Raw genomic sequence first — 22,381 nt, forward strand, 5'->3', positions numbered from 1 at the left:
TCCTCTTGTTTGAATTTTATAGGACTTTTGCGAGAAACTCGGCTGTGCGGGGATGGTCTGGCTTGGTCAAAACCTTCTCCGGTGTTCCGGTCTCCAGTATCCTGCCCTGCTCCATGAAGACGACCGTATCGGCGACTTCGCGGGCAAAGCCGATTTCGTGTGTGACGATGATGAGGGTGACGCCGGACCGGGCGAGTTCCTTGATGACATCGAGCACTTCATTGACGAGTTCAGGATCGAGCGCCGATGTGGGCTCGTCGAACAGAAGAACCTTGGGCCGCAAAGCAAGCGCACGGGCAATGGCAACGCGCTGCTGCTGACCACCGGAGAGTTGGCGAGGGTATGCACCCGCCTTTTCCGCCAGGCCGACACGGGCCAGCAGGTCGCGCGCTTCCGCTTCCGCCTGGGTTCTGGAAATGCCACGCACCGTCACAGGTGCCTCAATGATGTTTTCCAGAACGGTCAGATGCGGAAACAGATTGAAACTCTGGAACACCATGCCGACCTCGACGCGGCGTTTGAGGATGTCCTTTTCTTTCAACTCGTAGAGCGTATCGCCCTTCTGGTGATAACCGACCAGTTCGCCATCAACAGCGATGAAACCGTCATCCACCCGTTCCAGATGATTGATTGATCGCAGCAGGGTAGATTTGCCGGAGCCGGATTGGCCGAGAATGGCAGTGACGCTGCCTGCCGGAACCGTGAGGGTTACATCCTTTAGCACCTTGAGAGAACCGAAGGATTTCGAAACCCCATGGATGGTGACGTTGCCGCCTCTGTTTCCAAGCTGGAAGCTGCCTGAGCGAACAGCGACCGGACGTTCCGACGTATACGTAACTGCATCGATCTTTTTGTTGGCTTCAGTCACAGCTGAGCGTGGCCAGACCGTGCGATACAGCGTGTTGAAAAAGGATGGTGGTGGATTGCGCAGCGCGCCGCGAGAGAAATGCCGCTCGATGTGATGCTGGATAATGGAGAGAACGGTCAGGATAATGAGATACCAGACGGTTGCCACCATCAGCAGCGGAATGACTTCCAGATTACGGCGATAGATGATCTGGATCGTGTAGAAAAGTTCTGGCAGGGCAAGAATATAGACCTGCGACGTGCCTTTCGCCATGAGGATGATTTCATTGAAACCATTGGGCAAAATTGTGCGCATGGCCTGCGGCAGTATGATCTTGGAAAACTGTCTGCGACGCGGCAGGCCGAGCGATGCGGCTGCTTCCAGTTGGCCCTGCTCGACGGACAGAATACCGCCACGCACGATCTCCGAGGAAAACGCACCCGCATTCAAGGTGAGGCCGATGACCGCCGCCGCAAACGGCGTCATCAGTTGTGTCGTGTTCCAACTGATAAAGTTGATGCCGGTATAAGGCACGCCTATCGTGATGGTTTCATAGAGATAACCGAGATTGTTGAGGATCAGCAGCAGAACGATCAGCGGGATGGACCTGAATATCCAGATATAGGTCCAGGAGATGGCGACCAGCAGTGGTGAGCCGGACACGCGTGCCAGCGCCAGAACCGTTCCAAGAACGAAGCCGAGGAAAGCGCCAAGAACTGTCAGAAGCAGCGTTCTACCAAGGCCAACCAGCACGGGTTCGGCAAAGAACCATTCTGCAAACACATCCCAGCCCCAGCGGGGATTGCCGAATACGGAATTCAGAACTGCCGCGATAATGACGATGGATGCGATCGTGCCAAAAGTGCGCAGCGGATAACGGGCGGGAACGATGCGAAAGTGCGAATAATCGCCCTTGATTGGCGCGACCTTTCGTTCATTCACTGCCACTTGCGGAAAATCGGACGCGATGGTCATGAGGCGGCCCTTTCAGAGCTGATCTATGCGTGATGGCTCACGGCACGGGGTGTCGTCGCGGTGTCAAAGGACGATGCCGTTGACGCAACGGAGAGCCACTTTTCGAAGGGCAAGGATTTGATGGTTTGCGGGTCTGCCGTGGTGTCGAACAGCGCCCTGTAACCATTGGAGAGATAGAGGCCCACGGCCTCCGGCTGACGGAAACCCGTGGTCAGATAAATCCGGGCATATCCCTGCCGAATGGCCTGACGTTCAAGCTCGACCAACACCTTTTTCGCCAGTCCCTGACGTCGATGGGCCGAATGTGTCCAGACGCGTTTGAACTCCGCTGTTTCGTCATCGTGCCGCATGAAGGCACCGCCGCCGATGGCCTTGCCATCCCGCAACAGAAGCAGGAAATTGCCATAGGGCGGGCTAAAGGCCTCTGGCGGATACTTGCTGAGTTCTGCTTTGGCACCTTCCGCATTGAAAAACGTGCCGTAGCGGCTGTCATATTCGAACAGCAATTCGTCCAGCAGCGGCTGTGCGAGCGGGTCGAGAACAGATGTATAGAGAAAACTGTCGCTCATGATTTTGCTTCCGGTGTTGAGATCAGGAAAGGTAGGCTTCCGCCAGTCGGACCCAGTAACGGGCCGCCGGCGCGATGATGGCGTCGTTGAAATCGTAATGCGGGCTGTGCAGTGAGGCGCTTTCCCCGTTGCCCACGAAGAGATAGGAGCCGGGCCTCTCCTGAAGCATGAAGGCGAAGTCTTCACTGGCGGTGCGCGGCTGAAAGTCTTCGGCGATCTGCGACGCGGGAAAATGCCGCTTTGCCACGCCACGCGCGAACGTCGTCTGTGCGACATGATTCAAGACAGGCGGGAAACCGCGGTGGAAATCCACATCCGCCGTCGCACCAAAGCTTTCGGCCTGGGCTTTTGCCAGCGCTTTCAGCCTGCGTTCCAAAGTCTCGCGGACAGTTTCAGAGAAGGCCCGCGCCGTGATTTGCAACTCGACGCTTTCAGGAATGACGTTGGACGCCGTACCGCCATGAATGGAGCCGACCGTCAAAACCGCCATCTGAAGCGGATCTACATTGCGTGACACGATGCTTTGCAAGGCTGTAATGAGACCGGCAGAGGCCAGCACCGGATCGACGGTTTCATGGGGTTCCGCGCCATGGCCACCCTTGCCAATGATGCGGATCGTAGCCTTATCGACGGAGGCCATGGCTGGCCCCTCGACGAAACCGAATTGACCCGTGGCAACACCTGGCCAATTGTGAAGGCCGAAGACCGCATCCACCGGAAACCGCTCGAAAAGCCGGTCGGCGATCATGGCTCTCGCACCAGCGCCGATTTCCTCGGCGGGCTGGAAAATCAGCGTCAACGTGCCAGAAAAATTCGATTGTTCCGCCAGATATCGTGCAGCGGCCAGCAGGATCGTGGTGTGGCCATCGTGCCCGCAGGCATGCATCACGCCCTGATTTTCGCTGGCATAGGCAAGGCCGGTTTCTTCCACGATTGGCAGCGCGTCGATATCTGCCCGGATGCCGATACGTTTGTCGCCAGTACCACGCTTCAGCGTAGCGACGACACCATAGCCACCAACTCCTTCCGTGACCTCGTAACCGTAAGACAGAAGATAGCGGGCCACGACGCTGGAGGTCCGCTTTTCCTTACGCGACAATTCAGGGTTCCGGTGCAGGTCACGACGGATCGCGACACTCTCCTCCTGAAAGGCAAGGATTCCCCGTTCGGCGTCGTCACTGGGACGCGCGCCGTCAATGTGGATATTCATGGTCGTTATCTCCTGCGCTGCATTCAAACCTGCCGCGCGTCCTTAAAAATCGCTCAGCGACTAGGCGATGGCTTTGTCCAAATTCGTTGACTCGCCGGCATAAACGCTTTGGCGGAACGGCAAGCCGAGATGATCGCGAAGTGTCGAGCCTTCAAGCTGAGGATCGAAATAGCCACGCTGTTGTAGAACCGGGATGACCAGACGGATGAAGTCATCCAGCCCTTCGGCAATCACGGGAAAGCCCAGAATGAAGCCATCGGCAGCATCGTTCTCTACCCAGCGAATGATCTCGTCTGCGACCTTTTCGGGCGTGCCGATAAAGCCTTCACGTGGCGTTGCTGCCTCAAGAGCAGCTTCACGCAGGGTCTGGTTCTTGTCTTTTGCCCGCTGCTTGATGCGATCCGTGGTCGAGCGGAAGCTGTTCTTGCCGATTTCGCCCAGTTCCGGAAATGGCGCATCCAAATCATAGACGCTGAAATCGTGATGATCGAAGAAGCGTCCGAGATAGGCCAGCGCATCATCTATGGTGATGAGGTTGCGAATGATGTCGTATTTCTTTTCGGCTTCGTCTTGTGTTTCGCCAACGATCGGGCCGATGCCGGGGAATATCTTCACATCGGAGGCGGAGCGTCCCTGAGCGACCGCGCTTTGTCTTACCCGCTTCAGGAACGTATGGTTTTCGTCCAGAGACGCGGAATTGGTGAAAACCGCGTCCGCATGTTTGCCGGCAAGACCGATACCCGCTTCGGAAGAACCAGCCTGAAAGATGACCGGTTGTCCCTGTGCTGAGCGCTGAATATTCAGCGGTCCCTCAACGGAGAAGAAGCGGCCCTTGTGATCCAGCGTGTGCAGCTTTGACTTATCGAAGAACTGGCCGGTTTCGCGATTGCGCGTGAAGGCATCGTCATCCCAGCTGTCCCAGAGACCTTTGATAACCTCGAGATATTCGTCGGCTATCTCGTAGCGAAGCGCGTGTTCTGGATGGTTGCGGCTGTAATTCTTGGCCGTCCCCTCGAGCGGCGTCGTGACAGCGTTCCAACCCGCTCTGCCACCGCTGATCAAATCGAGAGAGGCAAACTGCCGCGCCACCGTAAAGGGGTCGCTGTAGGAGGTGGACACCGTGCCGGCAAGACCGATCTTCGTGGTAACCGCGGCAAGTGCCGAAAGGATCGTCAGGGGCTCGAAGCGATTGAGAAAATGTGGAATGGATTTGTCATTGATATAAAGCCCGTCCGCCACGAAAGCGAAGGAAATGCCCGCCGCTTCCGCCTTCAGAGCATTGTCTTTGAAGAACTGGAAATTGACGCTGGCGTCGACCGGGCTCTTGGGATGGCGCCATGCATTCATATGGCCACCGGGACCTTGCAGCATGATACCGAAACGTACTTGTTTTTTGGTCATGTTCCTGTCTCCTGACATCCGTTACGCGGCAGCCGAAAGGCGGTGCGTTGCCAGCAATTCGATTGACGCAAGCCGTTGATCCGCACCGGCATGCGGAGGCTCGATGATGAATTCCTCGATGCCGTAATCACTTGCGAGGCGATGAAGTTGTGTGTGGATATCGACCGCCGTGCCATGCAGCACGTTGGGTTTGCGTTCCTCTATGCGATAATCCGTATCGCCGGATTGCCGGGCAAACTCCTCTGCCTGCTCACGCCGCCCCAGATTGAACGCCTTGCCATTGCTCAGAAACACCCGGAAAATTCGCTGATTGGCCACCTGCGCCGCAGCCTGCGCAGGATCGTTCGCTGCAAGTGCCGACAACGCTAGAATGGCGGATCTTCCGCCGCTTTGCGCACGGAAGGTCTCAAGGCTGGAGCGCAAGACTTCCGGATCGCCGTTGAGGTGACCGGCAAAAACAAAATTCCAACCCTTTGATGCCGCAAGCTTTGCGCTTTCAGGACTTGCACCCAGCAGAAATCTTTCCGCAGCAACAGGCGGCGCAGGTGTCGCAGCAAGGCCTGCCTGTGCGTTTCCTTCGGCAACCGGACCGGACAGATGGCCATCTAGTTCCGCAAATGCCGTTTCGAAATCCGGTTTGCGTGCCGGGTCATAGGCCTGCTGCAATGCCGATGTTGCGAGCGGCAGACCACCTGGCGTCTTTCCGACGCCAATATCCACGCGACCCGGGGCAAGTGAAGCCAAGACATTGAAGACTTCCGCTACCTTATAGGGGCTATAGTGCTGGAGCATGACCCCACCCGAACCCACTCTGATGCGAGAGGTTTTCGCCAGAATCCATGCGACGAGCGCTTCTGGTGCAGATCCTGCCAATTCCGGCGAGTTATGATGTTCGGCCACCCAAAACCGGCGATATCCCAACTCTTCTGCGCGTTTTGCGAGATTAAGCGTATCGCGAAAAGCGTTTGTAGCGTTCTCATCGGTGGAGATGGGGCTCTTATCCAGAAGGCTGAGAGAGTACATCGTGACCTCGTCCATTTGCTGATGACCGATTAGTCTACCGATTTACTAAACTAATAAAGGATGTTCGTTCTACGTTTGCGTGTGAACGGAAAAAATATTGTCTTCCGATGGAAGAGCTTTAACAACGCTCGCTGTCGTCTGTTGTAGGGATGGAAATGCGACGCCGGCAAAGTCGTCGATGATCTGACGATAGTCTTCCGCCTGAAATTCATAAGGGAGTTCCAGCCGGAACTCGGAGACGAGTGGCAAGACAGGGTCACGCGCAAGCGTTTCGAAAATCTCTTCCGTGGTGCCGACGATATCGGGCAGAAACAAAGTTCGACGGTCTCCGTGTGGCGTACCGGTGCGCTTGTCGCGTTGAGCTGCGAACTCCTTGTAACGGCGGCGCGTTTGCGGGTCTGCGCTATCGGTAGGCAAAATGACACGGCCAAGTGCGACCCGAGGCTCTCGCTCATGAATCCATTCATGACGAAAACGATTAATGAGTGCTGCCTGCGCAGTGAGGAAATCGTCGGTGTGTTCGCCGCTGACGATGTTTCCGGTCAGAAGATTAAAACCCGCCTGCCCGGCCCATCGCGCTGAACTCTGCGAACCGCCACCGTACCACAGGCGATCAGTCAGCCCTTTTGCAAATGGCCGTAGCCGAGGCACCTGGGCTCCGGCCGCATTGCCAGCGTCCGTTCGCGGTGAGAGCGGAGCAGACAGCAAGGCCGCTGCCAATTTCTCCGCCCGATTATGGGTGTAATCCGCATCCGGCGCAGGGTCGGTATAGGCCGAAATCAACTGCGCGAAGGGTGGCGCACCAACGGATACGCCGACATTCAGTCGTCCATGGGAAAGCACATCGACCGTTGCGAGATCTTCCGCCAAGCGGAACGGATTTTCGTAACCGAGCTGAATGACAGCCGTACCGAGCCCAATTCTTTTCGTGCGTTGCGATGCAGCGGCGAGAAACGTAGCTGCGGACGAAATACCCCGCTCGAGATGTCGTTGCCGAACGAAGGCCGTGTGATAACCCAGCTTTTCGCCCTGCTCAAAAAGCCGCAATGTATCCTCCATCCCACGAACTGGGTCATCATCATCGTAATTCCCTGGAATGAGGAACGAAAACTGACGAATATGGGAGAGCGGCATAATAAGTCTCCAGAATGAATTCCCGTCATCAGGAGACGGATGTCTTATGCAAAGGCTCGATGGTCGGTGATACGGCTTACCTGATTGGGCAAACCCGCCCCTTTGAGACGATCCATGAGATCGTAACCCTGCGACCAGCGGCCAAACCCGCTTGCAACGTTGATGTGCCCGACTGAACCGAGATTAATGTGAGTGCTGCCCCAAAGGGAGCTGGCCAACTCCAACTCTTCGGCCGTCATGTAAGGATCGTTATCACTGCCGATGACAGCGCTTGGAAACGGGAGCGGCGATATCGGAGCCTCACCGAAACTAACGATGCATGGATGCAACGCCTCTACCCGTTCAAGCTGGGCAGGAGCAACGAGAAGAGCACCTCTAATCTTGGTGGCGAGTGGCCGTCCGGCCATGTTGGCAACCAAAATGCAGCCGAGACTGTGGGCGACGACATAGGCATGATCCATTTTTGCCAAAGCACGCTCAAAAGACTCCAACCAGTCTGCCAGAAAAGGGCATTGCCAATTTTCCTGATCGACAAGCCGAGCGCCGGAATCATCCTGCAACCAGTAGTGTTGCCAGTGGTCACTCCCGGACCCGTTGAGACCGGGTACGATCAAGGTGGTACACATGCCTGCTCCTTGGTCCAATCCGCCAAAATCTCAAATGAAGCTGATCACTCACGCGAAGCCGATAACAACGTTGCCAGCGCGCTTCACTATTGACATCAGAATGCTCAATTACGGCAAGCAGGTCCACATCTGTGTTTTTCTCTGCTTTATCTATATTAGAAAATCATGCACATATTTTGGAATTCGATAAAAATTTTATTCTCATCGGAGAATATGAAGGGATCATACTAGGAAATCATTGCGCCTTCTTCGATTTATTCGGACTCTAGATATAATCGACTAAAGAAGTAGATTATTTCAAACCCGTGAGAAGAGGCAGAAACCTTTTCCTCTTCCGCACTGCAAAATAAACGACGCTGCGTCGTTTTGAGTAACCGTCTCTGACATTCTTCAGAAGGTAAGAAGCAATTGCTTCGAAAGCTTAAGGGGCGACAACAATGAAAAAGATTTTTGGAAACACCATCTCCCTCACACGCCGCGCTGGCTTGACGGCACTGCTTGCAGTTGCAGCCGCTGGCGTAACCGGCGTTGCTGCCGGCCATGCAGCCGATAAGGCGATCAAGGTCGGCATTATCAGCGGGGAAGACGAAGACGTCTGGCGCGAGGTCACCAAGCAGGCCGCAAAAAGCGGTCTAAAGATCGAAACCGTCATCTTTAACGATTACACACAGCCGAACGAAGCGCTGGAACGCGGCGAGATCGACGCCAACGCCTTCCAGCACAAGCCATACCTCGACAATCAGATCAAGCAGCATGGCTACAAGATCGTACCAGTTGGCTACACTGGTGTATGGCCCATCGGGCTTTACTCCAAGACGCACAAAACTGTGGCTGATCTGAAGGAAGGGGCACAGGTGGGCGTGCCGAACGATCCCTCCAATGAGGGCCGTGCACTTCGTCTTCTTCAGAATGAGGGCCTGATCAAGCTGAAAGACGGCACCGGCATTCTGGCAACTTTGGCGGATGTTACTGAAAACCCGAAGAAGCTGACAATCAAGGAGCTCGACGCGGGCATCGTCGGTCGTTCCATCGATGATTTGGATGCGGCCGTCGTCAACACGGATTGGGCTTTGAAGGCTGGTCTTGGCCCAGATAACCGCATTGCGCAGGAACCCATTGCCGATAACCCATATCGCAACTTCATTGCCGTCAAGCAGGCTGACGAAAGCCAGCCCTGGGTAAAGCAAATCGTCGCAGCCTATCAGAACGATTCCGTAAAGGCCGTGTTTGAAAAGGTTTATCGCGGAACAGGCTTGAGCGCTTACTAATAGCCAAACACACAAAGCGAAAAGGCGGCGCGGATTTTTCCGTGCCGCCTTTGCTTGCAGGAAAATACCATGAACAGTCACAAAATCGTTCAAGCGCCACAAGAGGCGATAGAGATCGCAACAGAGGTCGTCCGGTTGCACGACGTGCACCGCCGTTTCGGTAAGGTACCGGCGTTAGACGGGGTGTCGCTGAGTGTGCGGCAGGGCGAAATTCTTGGCATCATCGGCAGAAGTGGCGCAGGGAAATCGACGCTCATTCGCTGCCTCAATGGCCTTGAGCGTGCCGACAGCGGCGATATCATCATCGACGGCCGCAAGATCAACGGGCTGCTGGAACGACAGCTTCAGCCGCTACGGCGCAAAATCGGCATGATCTTCCAGCACTTCAACCTTCTGTCGGCAAAGACCGTTGAAGCAAATGTCGCTCTTCCTCTTAAAATAGAGGGCATGGCCAAGGCTGAGCGGTTGGCGCGTGCGCGCGAAATGCTTGAGCTCGTGGGCCTCTCGGACAAGGCAAAAGCCTATCCAAACCAGCTTTCAGGCGGCCAGAAGCAGCGTGTCGGCATTGCCCGGGCTTTGGCCGCAAAGCCTGCTTTGCTACTGTCTGACGAGGCAACGTCTGCGCTTGATCCTGAAACCACCCGCTCCATTCTTGCCCTGCTCAAGGACATCAACCGCAAGCTCGGCCTGACAATCGTCCTCATTACCCATGAGATGGACGTCATCCGCGCAATTGCAGATCGCGTGGCCGTCATCGATGCGGGCAGAATCGTGGAAGAAGGTCATGTGTGGTCGGTGTTTTCGCACCCTGTTGCCGAGATCACCAAAAGTCTGCTCGGCGGCAACCGGCCTCAATTGCCCGAACATATCAGCCGCAGGCTGGACGAGAAAAACGGCGCTGATACCCTCATCAGGATCGACCTAGTCGGCGCTTATGCGCAGAGCCAGCTTTTCAATGATCTCGGGAGCTCATTCTCGCGCGGAGTGCGCCTCCTGGAAGGCGGTGTTGAACATATTCAATCGCAACCGGTTGCCCGTTTTTTCCTAACCGTTCCTCGTTCCGATGAAAGTTTACTGAAGGATATCACCGGCAAACTGGTTTCTGCAGACGCTCGCGTGGAGGTGCTGGGTTATGTCTGACATCATGATCGAACTTCTGATCCGCTCCATTTGGGAAACGGCATTGATGACCTTTGCGTCCGGCGTTATCTCCCTGATCGTCGGTCTGCCGCTTGGTCTTGCGCTTGTCATAACGTCGAGAGGTGGCATCGCCGAAAACCTCTGGATCAACCGGATCATCGGTGCCATCGTCAACGCGTTCCGCTCCATTCCCTTCATCATTCTGCTCGTCGCGCTCATTCCGCTGACGAGGTTGATTGTCGGAACGTCGCTTGGCACCTGGGCTGCGATCGTCCCGCTCTCCATCGCGGCCATTCCCTACTACGCACGCATCGCCGAAGTCTCGTTGCGCGAGGTGGATCACGGGTTGATCGAGGCGGTCCGCGCCATGGGCGGCAATCGCTGGACTATCATTCGCGAGGTGCTGGTGCCGGAAGCACTGCCGGGCATCATCGGCGGCTTTACCGTGACATTGGTCACGCTGATCGGGGCGTCCGCAATGGCGGGGGCGATTGGGGCCGGTGGACTTGGCGATCTCGCCATCCGTTACGGCTACCAGCGTTTCGAAACCAACGTGATGATCGCCGTCGTCGCCGTTCTCATCGTCGTCGTCTGCGGCATCCAGTGGATTGGCGACAAGGCGGCCGCGCGCCTGGACAGGCATTGATCTCGAAGAGGACACGCGCGACAGCAGCGCGTGGCCTCTTTGGTCCTAAACACTCTTTTCTGATGGCGTCCCGTTCACGACTCGATTGACGGCATTGCGCCCGAGGATGGATCGGATCATATGACTTTGCGGTGCATGAGCACGCGCCGTGATCGCATCGCGATGGTGGCGCTCAAGATTGTAGTCTCGCCGCAGGCCGCGATTTCCACCGAGCTCTAGCGCAAGATCGGTTATCGTGACGGCATTGTCGATGACGACATGGCGAAGAGCAAACGCATCCGTACCGATTGCAACACCGGTATCGACATCCCGCGCGATCGATGTGAGCAGCCTTTTATTGGCAGTCAGCAGCACCTCGATGTGTCCGGTCCCCTCCTGAATCCGAGGAATGGTGGCGAGTGGTGCACCTAGGCTGGACGGCACGTGCGCGGTCAAATGGCGTAGCAGGTCATCGCGGGCAGAGACGGCAACGCCATGATAGACCGCCGAAAGCAACGTGAAGAAGGTATGGCCATCGGCTTCGTCGCGGCGAAGCGGTTCGCTTGCTGGCTGTTGCGCAACAATGTCAGCCAACGGCACTTTCACATTCGTCAAGATCAGATCGTGGCTGGCAGTGCCGAACATGCCGGTTGCCTCCCATGCACGGGCATGGCTGATGCCTTGGGCATCGAGCGGAACGAGCAATTGCACGAGGCGAGGCGCGACCTCTTCGGTCAAAGCGAGGACGATTGCCCATTTGAGACCGGGAAGTCCGGTCACGAAGCTTTTGCGCCCATTGACGACCCAGAAATCGCCGTCAATCCGCGCCAATGTTTCCGGCAATCCGCCGTGAGCGGGCGAGCCCGCACCGGGCTCGGCCTGCGCATTGTTCAAAAGCGCTGGTCCCTCAAAATTGGCGGCCAAGACGCGTGAAGCAAGCGCCGATGACCAGCGCCCGCGCCTTATGGCGGAATGGACGCTGTAGTGCATGGCAAGGATAAGCGCTGTGGAAGGGTCACCGCTGGCAATCGTGGAAATCACAGCTTGCGTCGTCTCGAGACCTTCGCCAAGCCCGCCGTCTTCACGTGACGTCACCAGCCCCAGCAGGCCCGACTGGAAAAGTGCTGCAAAGTTTTCTACGGCGAATTCACCAGTTTTATCATAGCCAGCAGCGGTTTCGGCAAAGCGCCGGGCCAGACCGGCTGCGATGGTTATCGGATCGGCTGATGGCTCGGAGGGTCGTTTTACGGCAGAGACAATAGCACTCATGCGACCGCCCTCTTGGCCGCAACATCGATGAAACGTGCATCGACCCATGCCGCGATATCGAAGTCATTTTCGAGGAAGCCCCATTCATGCAGGAAATCCTTGTAGTGCTCGACCGCAGCCACCAGTTCGGCATCAAGGCTTATGCCCAGATGACGGTGGACATCCGCCCCATTGGCGGCAAGCACCTGTTCTTCACTCGCACCTGCCTCGCGCGCAATGAAGCGACGGGTTTCATCAGGGTGCTGCTCGGCCCAGTCGGATGCTCTGCGAATGACGGCAATAAGACGCCTTACGAGATCGGGACGCTCGTCTGCCAGACGCGCATCGACCGTCAGCACACGGGGTGAACCGGAGTTGATGCGTATCTTCGGGTCGGGATGGAAACCGAACTCCACCACCTGCACCGCGCCAATCAGATTGGCAACGCTGACACCAGCCGTTCCCTTGACGAAGATGGCATCGACGTCTCCGCGCAGCAAAGCCGCCACTTCTTCGCCAAAGCTTTGTCGACGCTTCAGGCCAAATAGCGATGGGCCTTCCTGGGAGGCCAAAATCGAATCCGCGATATCGATATCGACCAGTTCCACGTCGTCGGTTTTCAAGCCTTCTAGCGAGAGAGCCGATACCAGCCCTTTCAGAGCCGTTGCGGCCATGAAATCCACGATGCCTTCAGGCCTGCGTGGTACGCCAAAGCGGCGACCAACGAGGTCTTTAACGGAGCGGATGCCGGTTTGCGGCAAAGTGATGATGGCCTGAAACTCGTCCGTCCAGGTAATGCCGACGAGGCGCGTGTTGCGGCCTTCGGAACGGGCGCGAATGGGCGGCACATTGCCGCCATGGCGGAAAGACCATTCCAAAGTATGGTTGAAATGGCTTTGCCTGATAGCGCGATCCGGCGAATCTATGATCGACTTCAGGGCGACGCCCACCTCGGCAAATGTCTGTTCCAGATAGCCCAATTGGGCAGCCAGACCGACGGGCGTTGGAACAGGGCAGCGCGTATACCAGATTTCGGAAAGCGGCGTTGTCATCATATGTCCTCGAATTCGAGTGCAAAAGGGTAGAGCGAGACGGCGCGCCTAAAAAACGGAGCGCAAGACGACCCACCGCCGTGGCGATGGGCTCTTTTCGAAAAGGGTCAGGACGTGGCGATATGGGCGAAGGCAAGACTGCCAGCCGCGCCCTCTGCGCCCACGGTGTGATCTGCCAGTCGTTTGTTGTAGATGGTGATCTCCGGCGCGCTGACGATGTCGATCGCGGGGACATCCTCGACAAGGATCTGCTGGATTTCCTTCCACTGCGCGAAGCGCTTTTCAGGATTGATCTCAACAGCAGCGGCTTCGAACAGCGCATCCACTTTCGGATTGCTATAGGCTGCGCCATTCGAGAAAGGCACACCCTTCTTGAAGTTCTTGCTCCAGTAGAGCCGCTGGACGCCAACTGTCGGATCGAACAGATTGCTCATGCCTTCATAAGCAAAATCAAAATCACGGTCGGTGTAGATGCGCTTGGTATAGGTCGCAAAATCCTGATTGCGGACGTTCACCTCCACACCGACCTTCGCCAAGGCCTGACGGATATAATCTGCACCGCGTGGGTAACCTTCGCCGGGGACGTAATCGAGGTTGATGTGCAAACGCACGCCATCTGCGCCACGCTTGTATCCGGCCTCATCGAGCAGTGCTTCCGCTGCCTTGAGATCAATTGGATAGGTTTTGAGGTCGCCGACATACCATTTGCTCAGCTTTGCGCTGATCGGACCTGGAATGGGCGCGCCATAGCCATAATTGACCGTGTTGAAGATGACATTGCGGTCGATGACATGCGCAAAGGCACGCCGCACCCGCACATCCCTAAAGAACTCCTTCTCCATATTGAACTCAACGCGGCTGACGCTGTTGATATATTGGTATCCCTGCGTGTCGAAGACGAGATCCGGCAAGGCCTTGAGACGGTCCAGATCGCTGTAGGGAACGGGCGTGCCGGGTGCCAGATCAATCTCGCCGGACTCAATGGCAATGCTGCGCGCTGCCGAATCCGTGATGAAACGGACAATGAGCTGATCAAGATAGGGACGCGGCTTGTCCCAGTAATCCGGGTTGCGCACATAGACGATGTGGCTGCCGCGCACCCACTCCTTGAACCTGAAGGGGCCGGTACCGACGGGTGCATAGTTGGCCGGGTTTTCCTGAACCTTCGTACCCTCATATAGGTGCTTCGGCACGATGGGCGTTTCGCCAGCGGCGAGTGCGGTAATCAGGTAGGGTGCGGGCTTGGAAAGAACCAGAACCGCCGTCAGTTCATCGGGTGTTTCGACATCCACAAGATTGAGGAAGGTATTGCGTCCGCGCGGATGCACCTCCTTGATGGTCTTGATCGAAAACGCCACATCGGCGGAGGTAAAAGGCTTGCCATCATGCCACTTCACACCGGACCGCAGCTTGAACGTATAACGCAAGCCATCGGGGCTGATCTGCCAATCCGTTGCCAGAAGCGGTTTGGGATTGAGATCGAAATCATAGGTCAGCAAACCCTCCGTCACCTTTGGGGAGACATAAAAGGAATTGGCCGCCGTGTGCGCGATGGTGGTCAACACCGGCGGTTCGGTGGCCAGCAGGAAGGTTGCCGTGCCACCGCGCGCGGGCTCCACCGCCCACGCCCCAACCCCTGAAAGTGAAACGGCCCCCAGCGCGACAGAAGCCAGCAGAAACCCGCGTCGTGTCGTTTGATGGAAATCAGTCATATAACGTTCCTCTCTGCGCCGGCCTCGACCGACGAAACTTGCCCCGATGGAAAATTCGTTTCTGACGAAGACAGATATGAGCACATACGCCCAATAATCGTCTTTTTTAGAAATTATCTTTTCTTAAACGGGTCTATATCGCTGTTTTTAAGAAAATAATTCCGATATATCTTTGACAAATTCCATAATTTTAGTCAACTAATAACCTATTCAAATCGGGCAACGCTGACGCCTGAAACAAAAATGGATGGGAAGCGATGTCGAATTCGAAACGGATTTTATCCCAAGCACGTCGGGTAGCCTTGTCGGCGATACCCACCGTGCTTGGCATCATCATCTTGAATTTCTTCCTGCTCCAGCTTGCACCGGGTGATGCCGCCGATGTGCTTGCGGCAGAGGCAGGCTCTGCGACCGTGGAGACGATGGCGGAGATGCGCTCCCGCTTCGGCCTCGATCTGCCCGTGCTGCATCAGTTGACGAATTATCTAGGCAATCTCGCGCAATTCAGCCTCGGTTTTTCACCACGATACGGCATGCCGGTTGCCGACCTGATCGGCCAACGACTGCCCGGCACGCTGGCGCTGATGGGCGCAGCGCTGGGCATCGCCATCTTCGTCGGCGTCTTTCTCGGCTCGATCATGGCACTTTTTTCCGGCAGATTGCCCGATCGGATCATCTCCATCGGATCGCTGATTTTCTACTCGGTTCCCGGCTTCTGGATTGGCCTGATGTTGATCCTGACATTTTCTGTCAAACTCGGTTGGTTGCCCTCGGGCGGTGACAGCACCATCGGCAGCAGCTTGACCGGCCTCGATGCCTTTCTGGACCGCATTCGCTACATTATCCTGCCAGCACTTTCTCTGGCACTCTACTTTCTGGCCATTTATGCCCGCCTCACCCGTGCCGCCATGCTGGAGGTGAAGTCGCAAGACTATGTGCGCACCGCGCGCGCCAAGGGTGTCTCACCGTTCCGATTGACGACGCGCCACATCCTGCGCAACGCGCTCATTCCCATCACCACCATGGCTGGAATGCATATTGGCGGACTTCTGGGGGGCGCGGTCGTGGTCGAGACCGTATTCAGTTGGCCGGGATTGGGCCGCCTCGCATTCGAAGCTGTCATGGCACGGGATTTCAGCGTGTTGCTCGGCATTCTGCTTCTGTCTTCTTTCGTCGTCATTGTCGTCAACGCTGCCGTGGACCTGTTGCAGGCATGGCTTGACCCTCGCATCGGAGAAAGCCGATGAGCTCTTCAAACACCACCGCATTTCTGCAAGCAGCCGACATCGCCAAGCAGTCGAAAGCTGAAACCGCCAGCCCCTCGGCCAAAGAGCAGAAGGAAGATCAGAAACCCTGGCCCTATCTGCATGCTCCCGATGCGCTTTCGGCGCGCACGGTCTCCGTGCCCAGAAAGGGCCTTCGGCGGGAACTGAAAATCTTTCTGACGAACCCCAATGCCATTGTTGGGCTGCTTTTTCTGGCAACCGTTATCGTCACGGCGTTGCTGGCACCCATTCTCTATCCGGGCGATCCGCTGGAAATGGTGACGCGACCTTTCCTGTGGCCGGGACAGAATGCTGCTTATCCGCTCGGCACCGATTCCATGGGGCGTGACGTGATGGCAGGCATCGTCCACGGCGCGCGCATCTCGCTGACGGTTGGCGTGGTCGCGACGGTCATCGGGCTGACGATCGGCATCACTATCGGCGCATTTGCCGGATATTTCGGCGGTCTGGTGGACGATATTCTGGTCAAGATCATCGAAATCTTCCAGACCCTGCCGAATTTCGTGTTGCTGGTCGTCCTCGTCGCAATCGCCCAGCCATCGGTCACAACCGTGACGTCCGCAATCGGCATTATCACGTGGCCCATGGTGGCCCGGCTGACGCGCGCCGAATTCCGCGCCATCCGTGAGAAGGATTACGTTCTGGCTGCGCGCAGCCTTGGTTACGGCCATGCGCGTATCGTGTTCAAGGAAATCCTGCCGAATGCACTGCCGCCGATCATCGTGACATCGTCGGTCATGGTTGCCGGTGCAATCTTGATGGAAGCTGCACTATCCTTCATGGGACTTGGAGATCCCAATCGTGTGTCTTGGGGTTCTATGATCGGCTCCGGGCGTGATGTCATCCGAACCGCCTGGTATCTAACCGCTCTGCCTGGCCTTGCCATCGTCTTCACCGTAATTTCGCTCAATCTGATCAGCGATGGTCTCAACGACGCGCTCAATCCGCGCTTTTCGGAGGAACGCCGATGACCAAACTGATCGATGTACAGGATTTTTCAGTGGGCTTTGGCGATGCCCAGCCCGTCAAGGGTGTTAGCTTCAGCGTCTCCTCTGGCGAAATGCTGGCAATTGTCGGAGAGAGCGGATCTGGAAAATCACTGACTGCGCTTGGATTGATCGGCCTCTTGCCATCACACGCCAAGGTCGGCGGCAAGATTTTGATGGAGGGCCGGAACCTCGTGTCCTTGTCCGAACGGCAATGGCGTGGCATTCGCGGCAGCGACATCGGCATGATTTTCCAGGAACCGATGACCTCCCTCAATCCGGTTCTGACCATCGGTGAGCAGATCATCGAGGTGCTTCGCATCCACGAAAAGATCGACAAACGCCAGGCACGAAAACGCGCTATCGAATTGCTGGATCTGGTCAATATTCCAGAGGCCGGACGACGGGTGGATGACTATCCGCACCAGCTTTCCGGCGGCATGCGCCAGCGCGTCATGATCGCCATCGGCGTTGCCTGCAATCCAAAGCTCCTGATTGCGGACGAAGCCACCACGGCGCTGGATGTGACGATCCAGGCGCAAATCCTTCAGCTTCTCGACAATCTGCGCCGTGATCTCAACATGGCCGTCATTCTCATTACCCATGATCTCGGTATCGTGGCACAATGGGCGGACAGGGTGATGGTTATGTATGCGGGCCGAAAAGTTGAGGAGGGCTTGCCGGAACCGGTGTTTCGCAGCCCTTACCACCCCTATACGCGCGGACTTCTTGCCGCCTCACCGCGTGCGGAAGCAGGGCAGCACTACCGCGACGGACCGCTGCTTGAAATTCCCGGCTCCATCGTTTCGGCAACCGGGGAAAAGGGCTGTTCGTTCAAGCCTCGCTGTCCGGGCGCGCGCGGTGTCTGCGGGCAATTCGTGCCGCCGCTCAGGACAATTTCCGAGGGCCGACAGGCAGCGTGTCCTTTCGTCAACCCCATAGCTGCGGAGGTCTCCAATGGCGCTTTTGTCAGTGCATAAGCTTTCTACCGAATATGCCGGCGGTCGTGGAACGGTGCGTGCCGTTGATGACGTATCGCTGGAGATCGAGGCAGGTGAAACGGTAGCCCTGGTCGGGGAATCCGGATGCGGAAAGTCATCGCTCGGCAAATCCCTGATGCGCCTGGTGGAACCATCTTCCGGTAAGGTCACCTTCAAGGGCGCTGATGTGACGGCAATGTCATCGTCGCAATTGCGGGGCATTCGCCGTCGCATCCAGATGATCTTTCAAGACCCTTTCGCCTCACTCAATCCGCGCCAGACGGTCCGCACGATCCTCACTGCACCGCTCAAGGTGCACGGGATTGGAGACGGCAAGCGCCAGAGGGAGATCGTCGAGGCAATCGTCGCCCAGGTTGGATTGCCGCCGGATGCGCTTGACCGTTATCCTCATGAATTTTCCGGCGGCCAGCGCCAGCGCATCGGCATCGCGCGTGCGTTGATCCTGGAACCGGAACTGGTCGTTTGCGATGAACCCGTCTCGGCACTCGATCTGTCCATTCAGGCGCAAATTCTCAATCTCCTCGTGGAGATGAAGAACCGCCTGTCGCTGTCCTATCTCTTCGTCTCGCACGATCTGTCCGTGGTCCGGTATTTTTCGGATCGCGTGCTGGTCATGTATCTCGGCAAGATTGTTGAGAGCGCACCCACGGCGCAGTTGTGGGCATCGCCGAAACATCCCTACACACGGGCACTGCTGGCCGCCGTGCCGGACCCGACGCGCCGCAAGCAGGCGGCCCCCATTTCGGGCGATCTGCCAAGCCCACACAATCCGCCATCGGGCTGTCGCTTTCATACGCGCTGCCCGCTGGCAACCGATCTCTGTCGCGAAACAGCGCCGCAACACCAGCTTTTCGGTGAGAGCCACGCCGTGGCCTGCCACTATGCCCAATGACAATCCAAGGAGTACATAACATGGTCGATTATCGCTATCTCGGGCGCAGCGCGCTGAAAGTCTCACCGTTGAGCCTCGGCACTATGATGTTCGGCGGCCCGACACCTGACGACGTCGCCTTCCGCATCATCGACAAGGCCCGCGAACAGGGCATCAACTTCATCGACACCGCCGATGTCTATCACGATGGAAAATCCGAGGAAGTCGTCGGTCGCGGCATCAAGGATCATCGTGACCATTGGGTTCTGGCGACGAAATTCGTCAACTCGCACAAGAAAGGCCCCAATCTGGGTGGCCAATCGCGCAAATGGGTCATCGAAACCGTCGAGAATTCCCTGCGCCGTCTGAACACCGACTATATCGACATTCTCTATTTCCACCGCGCCGTCTTCGATGCGCCGCTGGAAGAACCGTTGCGCGCCATTGCGGACCTTATTCGGGCCGGCAAGCTGCGCTACTTCGGCGTCTCGAATTTCCGCGGATGGCGGATCGCTGAAATCTCGCATCTCGCCGACCAGCTCGGCATTGATCGTCCAGTGGCAAGCCAGCCGCTCTACAACATCGTCAACCGCACGGCCGAAGCGGAGCAGCTTCCCGCTGCCAACAATTACGGCCTTGGCGTTGTTTCCTACTCGCCGCTGGCGCGCGGCGTGTTGACCGGCAAATATCAGCCGGGCCAGCAGCCGGGTGCTGATACCCGCGTGGGCCGTGGTGACAAGCGCGTTCTGGAAACGGAATGGCGTCCGGAATCGATTGAGATCGCCCAGAAGGTTGCGGCGCACGCGGCAGCCAAGGGCGTCTCGGCGGCGGATTTCGCACTGGCCTGGGTCTTGAACAACAAGTTCGTCACCGCCGCCATTACCGGGCCGCGCACCGAAGAACACTGGAACGGCTATGTCAGAGCCCTCGACGTGACCATCGATGCCGACGATGAAGCCCTGGTCGACAGCCTCGTGACGACAGGCCATCCCTCGACACCCGGCTTCAACGATCCAAGCCATCCGGTAGAGGGCCGCGTGCCTCGCAATGTCGAGCCTGCACCACGCGCGCCGGTCCAGACCCGCGCCGTCGCCTGATTGCCATCATGACAAAGCCTGCGGCACAAAAGGGCCGCAGGCCAACCGATCCGCTCAAGGACCAATGCGATGTCGAACGCCAACACAGCCAACGTAGAAACCACCAGCCTGTCCGACGTGCCCAGCCGTGATGACATCCTGTCTCGCGCCAAAGACATCGCAGCCTTTGCCGCAAAGGACGCCGCCCGTCGCGAGCGTGAGCGGGAACTGCCTTTCGACGTCTTTGCCCGCATCAAAGAGGCGAAACTTGGGACCTTGCGCATTCCGAAGTCGAAAGGCGGACCGGGCGGCTCCATTGCCGACTATATCGAGCTGTTGATGATCCTCGGCGAAGCAGACAGCAATATTCCCCATGCGCTGCGCAGCCACTTCAATTTTACCGAAAACCTCGCGCTTGGTCCCATCGAGCTGGAAGACCGCAGGCATCTGGAGAACGTGCTGTCCGGCAAGCTTTTCGCGGGTGCCAGTACCGAACAGGGCACCAAGCGTCCCGGCGAAATCACCACCCGCCTGAGCGCTGATGGTGACCGCTACAGACTGAACGGCCGCAAATGGTACGCCACAGGAACCGCCTTTGCAGATTTCGGGTTGTTCAGCGCGATTGGTGACGACGAACAACCGATTGGCGTTCTCATTCCGCTGGATCGCAAGGGCATTACCGTTCTTGATGACTGGGACAGCATGGGCCAGCGCATGACCGCCAGCGGCGGTGTGCTTCTCGACAATGTCGAGGTCTTGCCGCATGAGGTGACGACGCGGCGACTGGGAAGCCAGATCGGACGTCATTGCTCCGCCATGCGTCAATTGCATCTGGCCGCATCTGCCACGGGCGCGGTGCAGTCTGCAGTAAGAGACGGCATTGAATACGTGCTGAAACAGGCGCGCACCACGCTTCACAGCGCCGCCGAAACCGCCAATCAGGACCCATTTGTGCAGAAGACGATAGGCGAGCTCAGCGCCGGTGCCTTTGCGGTCAAGACGCTGATCCGTGAAGCGGCGCGCGCACTGGATGTGACGGCTTTGACGTTTCAAACGGGTGACGAAGCCGCGATAGAAGCCGCCCTGATCGATGGCTCGCTTGCCACTGCCCGAACGCAGATAATCGCGTCGCAGCTTTCTTTGAACGTAGCGACAGCCATTTACGAGCTGGGCGGCGGTTCGGCCACGTCGAGCGAACGCAATTTCGACCGGCACTGGCGCAATATCCGCACCGTCTACAACCACAATCCGTTGCAGCACAAGGCCCGGGTCATCGGTGATTATTATTTGAACGGCACCACCACGCACCTCGCCGAAGGCCGGGTCTTCTGATGATGAGAGTGAGACCGTCATGAGAACAGAGTTTCTGTCTCCGCCCAAAGCAAACGCGCCCTTGCGATTGCCGACGCTCTCGCGCCTGCCGCCGCTCACGGCCCTGCGTGCTTTCGTCGTGGCGGCCCGACATGCCAGTTTTTCCCGCGCAGCCGATGAACTGCATGTCTCCACCGCAGCCATTGGCCAACAGGTTCGGATTCTTGAAACCCATCTCGGCCAACCGCTCTTCAGCCGTCAGCGCGGCGAACTGGCACTGACGGATGCGGGTGCCGCACTCTATCCCGGCATGGCGGAAGCCTTCGAAACCATGGTCGGCAGTCTTTCGGATCTTCTGCGCTCTGGCTCCAGACCCAGGCTCAGCATCCTGGCCTGCCCGTCTTTTGCTGCCCGCTGGCTCGGGCCGCGACTAGGACGGATCAGCCATGCACTTGGCGATGTGGAACTCTCCATCGAAACACTGGATGAAGGGCCACTCGACCGTCTTCAGCTGGATGGTGCCGATTGCGCAATCGTCGCATCTAGCGAGCGGATCGCGGGCTTCGTCTACGAGCCACTGTTTGACGACGCCGTGTTGGCTGTGTGCGCGCCGGAATTTGCGGCACGTCATCGGTTGACTGGTCATCCGGAACGGCTTTGCGATCTCTCGGGCGAAATCTTGCGCGGCAGTGGCAGCGATGGTGCCTTCGAATGGGCCAACTGGCTGCGCTCCTGCGGTATCCATATCAGGCTGGCAAAACTAGGACCGCGCTTTTCCCATCAGCCGGTGCTGATCGAGGCAGCGCTTGCCGGTCACGGCATTGCGCTGGTGCGTCAATCGCTGGTGTCGGAAGAGTTGAAGAACGGCAGGCTCGTCTCGCCGATTGGCTCACCGCAGCCCACAGCCTGTCGCTATCATCTTCTCGCCAGCCAGGAGAGACGGCGGCAGCCGGAAATCGCATCGCTGATCGCTTTGCTGCGTAACGATGTGCCTTCCTTGAACGCTGCCGCCTGAAATAA

20 protein-coding genes are annotated in these 22,381 nt (G+C 57.4%); 10 read left to right on the forward strand and 10 right to left on the reverse strand.

The features are described 5' to 3' along the window. Positions 1-16: 16 nt before the first annotated feature. The 7 genes from DSM25558_RS29710 to DSM25558_RS10470 all read right to left on the reverse strand — a co-directional run bounded on the left by DSM25558_RS29710 (position 17) and on the right by DSM25558_RS10470 (position 7,785). Complete coding sequence (locus tag DSM25558_RS29710; RefSeq protein ID WP_077104454.1) at positions 17-1,822, reverse strand: amino acid ABC transporter permease/ATP-binding protein; 1,806 nt, start codon at positions 1,820-1,822, stop codon at positions 17-19. A gap of 23 nt (positions 1,823-1,845) precedes the next feature. Next, positions 1,846-2,391: a GNAT family N-acetyltransferase gene (locus DSM25558_RS10445; protein WP_077104456.1), complete on the reverse strand. Its 546-nt coding sequence runs from the start codon at positions 2,389-2,391 to the stop codon at positions 1,846-1,848. 22 nt (positions 2,392-2,413) lie between these two features. Beyond that, positions 2,414-3,601 (reverse strand): M20 aminoacylase family protein, encoded by a 1,188-nt coding sequence (locus tag DSM25558_RS10450; protein WP_077104458.1) that lies wholly within the window; start codon positions 3,599-3,601, stop codon positions 2,414-2,416. Between the two features lie 60 nt (positions 3,602-3,661). Next, positions 3,662-5,002, reverse strand: a complete 1,341-nt coding sequence (locus DSM25558_RS10455; protein WP_077104460.1) for an LLM class flavin-dependent oxidoreductase — start codon at positions 5,000-5,002, stop codon at positions 3,662-3,664. 21 nt (positions 5,003-5,023) lie between these two features. Further along, a complete protein-coding gene (locus tag DSM25558_RS10460; protein ID WP_077104462.1) occupies positions 5,024-6,025 on the reverse strand; it encodes an MsnO8 family LLM class oxidoreductase in 1,002 nt (333 codons plus the stop codon). 69 nt (positions 6,026-6,094) lie between these two features. Continuing rightward, positions 6,095-7,159, reverse strand: a complete 1,065-nt coding sequence (locus DSM25558_RS10465; protein ID WP_083716402.1) for an LLM class flavin-dependent oxidoreductase — start codon at positions 7,157-7,159, stop codon at positions 6,095-6,097. A 44-nt stretch (positions 7,160-7,203) separates the two neighbouring features. Further along, positions 7,204-7,785, reverse strand: a complete 582-nt coding sequence (locus tag DSM25558_RS10470; RefSeq protein ID WP_077104463.1) for an alpha/beta hydrolase — start codon at positions 7,783-7,785, stop codon at positions 7,204-7,206. A gap of 437 nt (positions 7,786-8,222) precedes the next feature. On the opposite strand from DSM25558_RS10470, the gene DSM25558_RS10475 reads away from it, so the two are divergent. The 3 genes from DSM25558_RS10475 to DSM25558_RS10485 all read left to right on the forward strand — a co-directional run bounded on the left by DSM25558_RS10475 (position 8,223) and on the right by DSM25558_RS10485 (position 10,839). Continuing rightward, positions 8,223-9,053 carry a MetQ/NlpA family lipoprotein gene (locus tag DSM25558_RS10475; protein ID WP_077104465.1) on the forward strand — a complete coding sequence of 277 codons (831 nt, stop codon included), beginning with the start codon at positions 8,223-8,225 and terminating at the stop codon, positions 9,051-9,053. Positions 9,054-9,122: 69 nt separating this feature from the next. Beyond that, positions 9,123-10,193, forward strand: a complete 1,071-nt coding sequence (locus DSM25558_RS10480) for a methionine ABC transporter ATP-binding protein (protein ID WP_077104467.1) — start codon at positions 9,123-9,125, stop codon at positions 10,191-10,193. Further along, complete coding sequence (locus DSM25558_RS10485) at positions 10,186-10,839, forward strand: methionine ABC transporter permease (RefSeq protein WP_077104469.1); 654 nt, start codon at positions 10,186-10,188, stop codon at positions 10,837-10,839. Before DSM25558_RS10480 ends, DSM25558_RS10485 begins: the two co-directional genes overlap by 8 nt. A 45-nt stretch (positions 10,840-10,884) precedes the next feature. Here the strand turns inward: DSM25558_RS10485 and DSM25558_RS10490 are convergent, their stop codons facing one another. From DSM25558_RS10490 to DSM25558_RS10500, 3 genes are all read right to left on the reverse strand, one after another. After that, positions 10,885-12,087 carry an acyl-CoA dehydrogenase family protein gene (locus DSM25558_RS10490; protein ID WP_077104471.1) on the reverse strand — a complete coding sequence of 401 codons (1,203 nt, stop codon included), beginning with the start codon at positions 12,085-12,087 and terminating at the stop codon, positions 10,885-10,887. Beyond that, a complete protein-coding gene (locus DSM25558_RS10495; protein ID WP_077104549.1) occupies positions 12,084-13,118 on the reverse strand; it encodes an ABC transporter substrate-binding protein in 1,035 nt (344 codons plus the stop codon). The genes DSM25558_RS10490 and DSM25558_RS10495 overlap by 4 nt, the downstream gene beginning before the upstream one ends. A 107-nt stretch (positions 13,119-13,225) precedes the next feature. Then, entirely contained in the window at positions 13,226-14,830 is a 1,605-nt protein-coding gene (locus tag DSM25558_RS10500) for an ABC transporter substrate-binding protein (RefSeq protein ID WP_077104473.1), read from the reverse strand. 257 nt (positions 14,831-15,087) lie between these two features. Here DSM25558_RS10500 and DSM25558_RS10505 point away from each other — a divergent pair, with 257 nt between their 5' ends. The 7 genes from DSM25558_RS10505 (at position 15,088) to DSM25558_RS10535 (ending at position 22,376) form a co-directional block, all read left to right on the forward strand. After that, positions 15,088-16,077, forward strand: coding sequence for an ABC transporter permease (locus DSM25558_RS10505; protein WP_077104475.1), 990 nt, complete (start codon positions 15,088-15,090; stop codon positions 16,075-16,077). After that, complete coding sequence (locus DSM25558_RS10510) at positions 16,074-17,087, forward strand: ABC transporter permease (RefSeq protein WP_077104476.1); 1,014 nt, start codon at positions 16,074-16,076, stop codon at positions 17,085-17,087. The genes DSM25558_RS10505 and DSM25558_RS10510 overlap by 4 nt, the downstream gene beginning before the upstream one ends. Further along, positions 17,084-18,082: an ABC transporter ATP-binding protein gene (locus tag DSM25558_RS10515; protein ID WP_077104478.1), complete on the forward strand. Its 999-nt coding sequence runs from the start codon at positions 17,084-17,086 to the stop codon at positions 18,080-18,082. Before DSM25558_RS10510 ends, DSM25558_RS10515 begins: the two co-directional genes overlap by 4 nt. After that, positions 18,060-18,995, forward strand: a complete 936-nt coding sequence (locus tag DSM25558_RS10520; protein WP_077104480.1) for an ABC transporter ATP-binding protein — start codon at positions 18,060-18,062, stop codon at positions 18,993-18,995. Before DSM25558_RS10515 ends, DSM25558_RS10520 begins: the two co-directional genes overlap by 23 nt. Before the next feature lie 20 nt (positions 18,996-19,015). Beyond that, a complete protein-coding gene (locus tag DSM25558_RS10525) occupies positions 19,016-20,071 on the forward strand; it encodes an aldo/keto reductase (RefSeq protein WP_077104483.1) in 1,056 nt (351 codons plus the stop codon). Positions 20,072-20,140: 69 nt separating this feature from the next. Next, positions 20,141-21,382, forward strand: coding sequence for an acyl-CoA dehydrogenase family protein (locus tag DSM25558_RS10530; RefSeq protein WP_077104485.1), 1,242 nt, complete (start codon positions 20,141-20,143; stop codon positions 21,380-21,382). A gap of 19 nt (positions 21,383-21,401) precedes the next feature. Continuing rightward, positions 21,402-22,376, forward strand: coding sequence for a LysR substrate-binding domain-containing protein (locus tag DSM25558_RS10535; protein WP_077104487.1), 975 nt, complete (start codon positions 21,402-21,404; stop codon positions 22,374-22,376). The last annotated feature ends 5 nt before the right edge of the window (positions 22,377-22,381 follow it).

The sequence above is a fragment of the Agrobacterium sp. DSM 25558 genome (assembly GCF_900100825.1).
In the GTDB taxonomy this organism is placed as follows: Bacteria; Pseudomonadota; Alphaproteobacteria; order Rhizobiales; family Rhizobiaceae; genus Agrobacterium.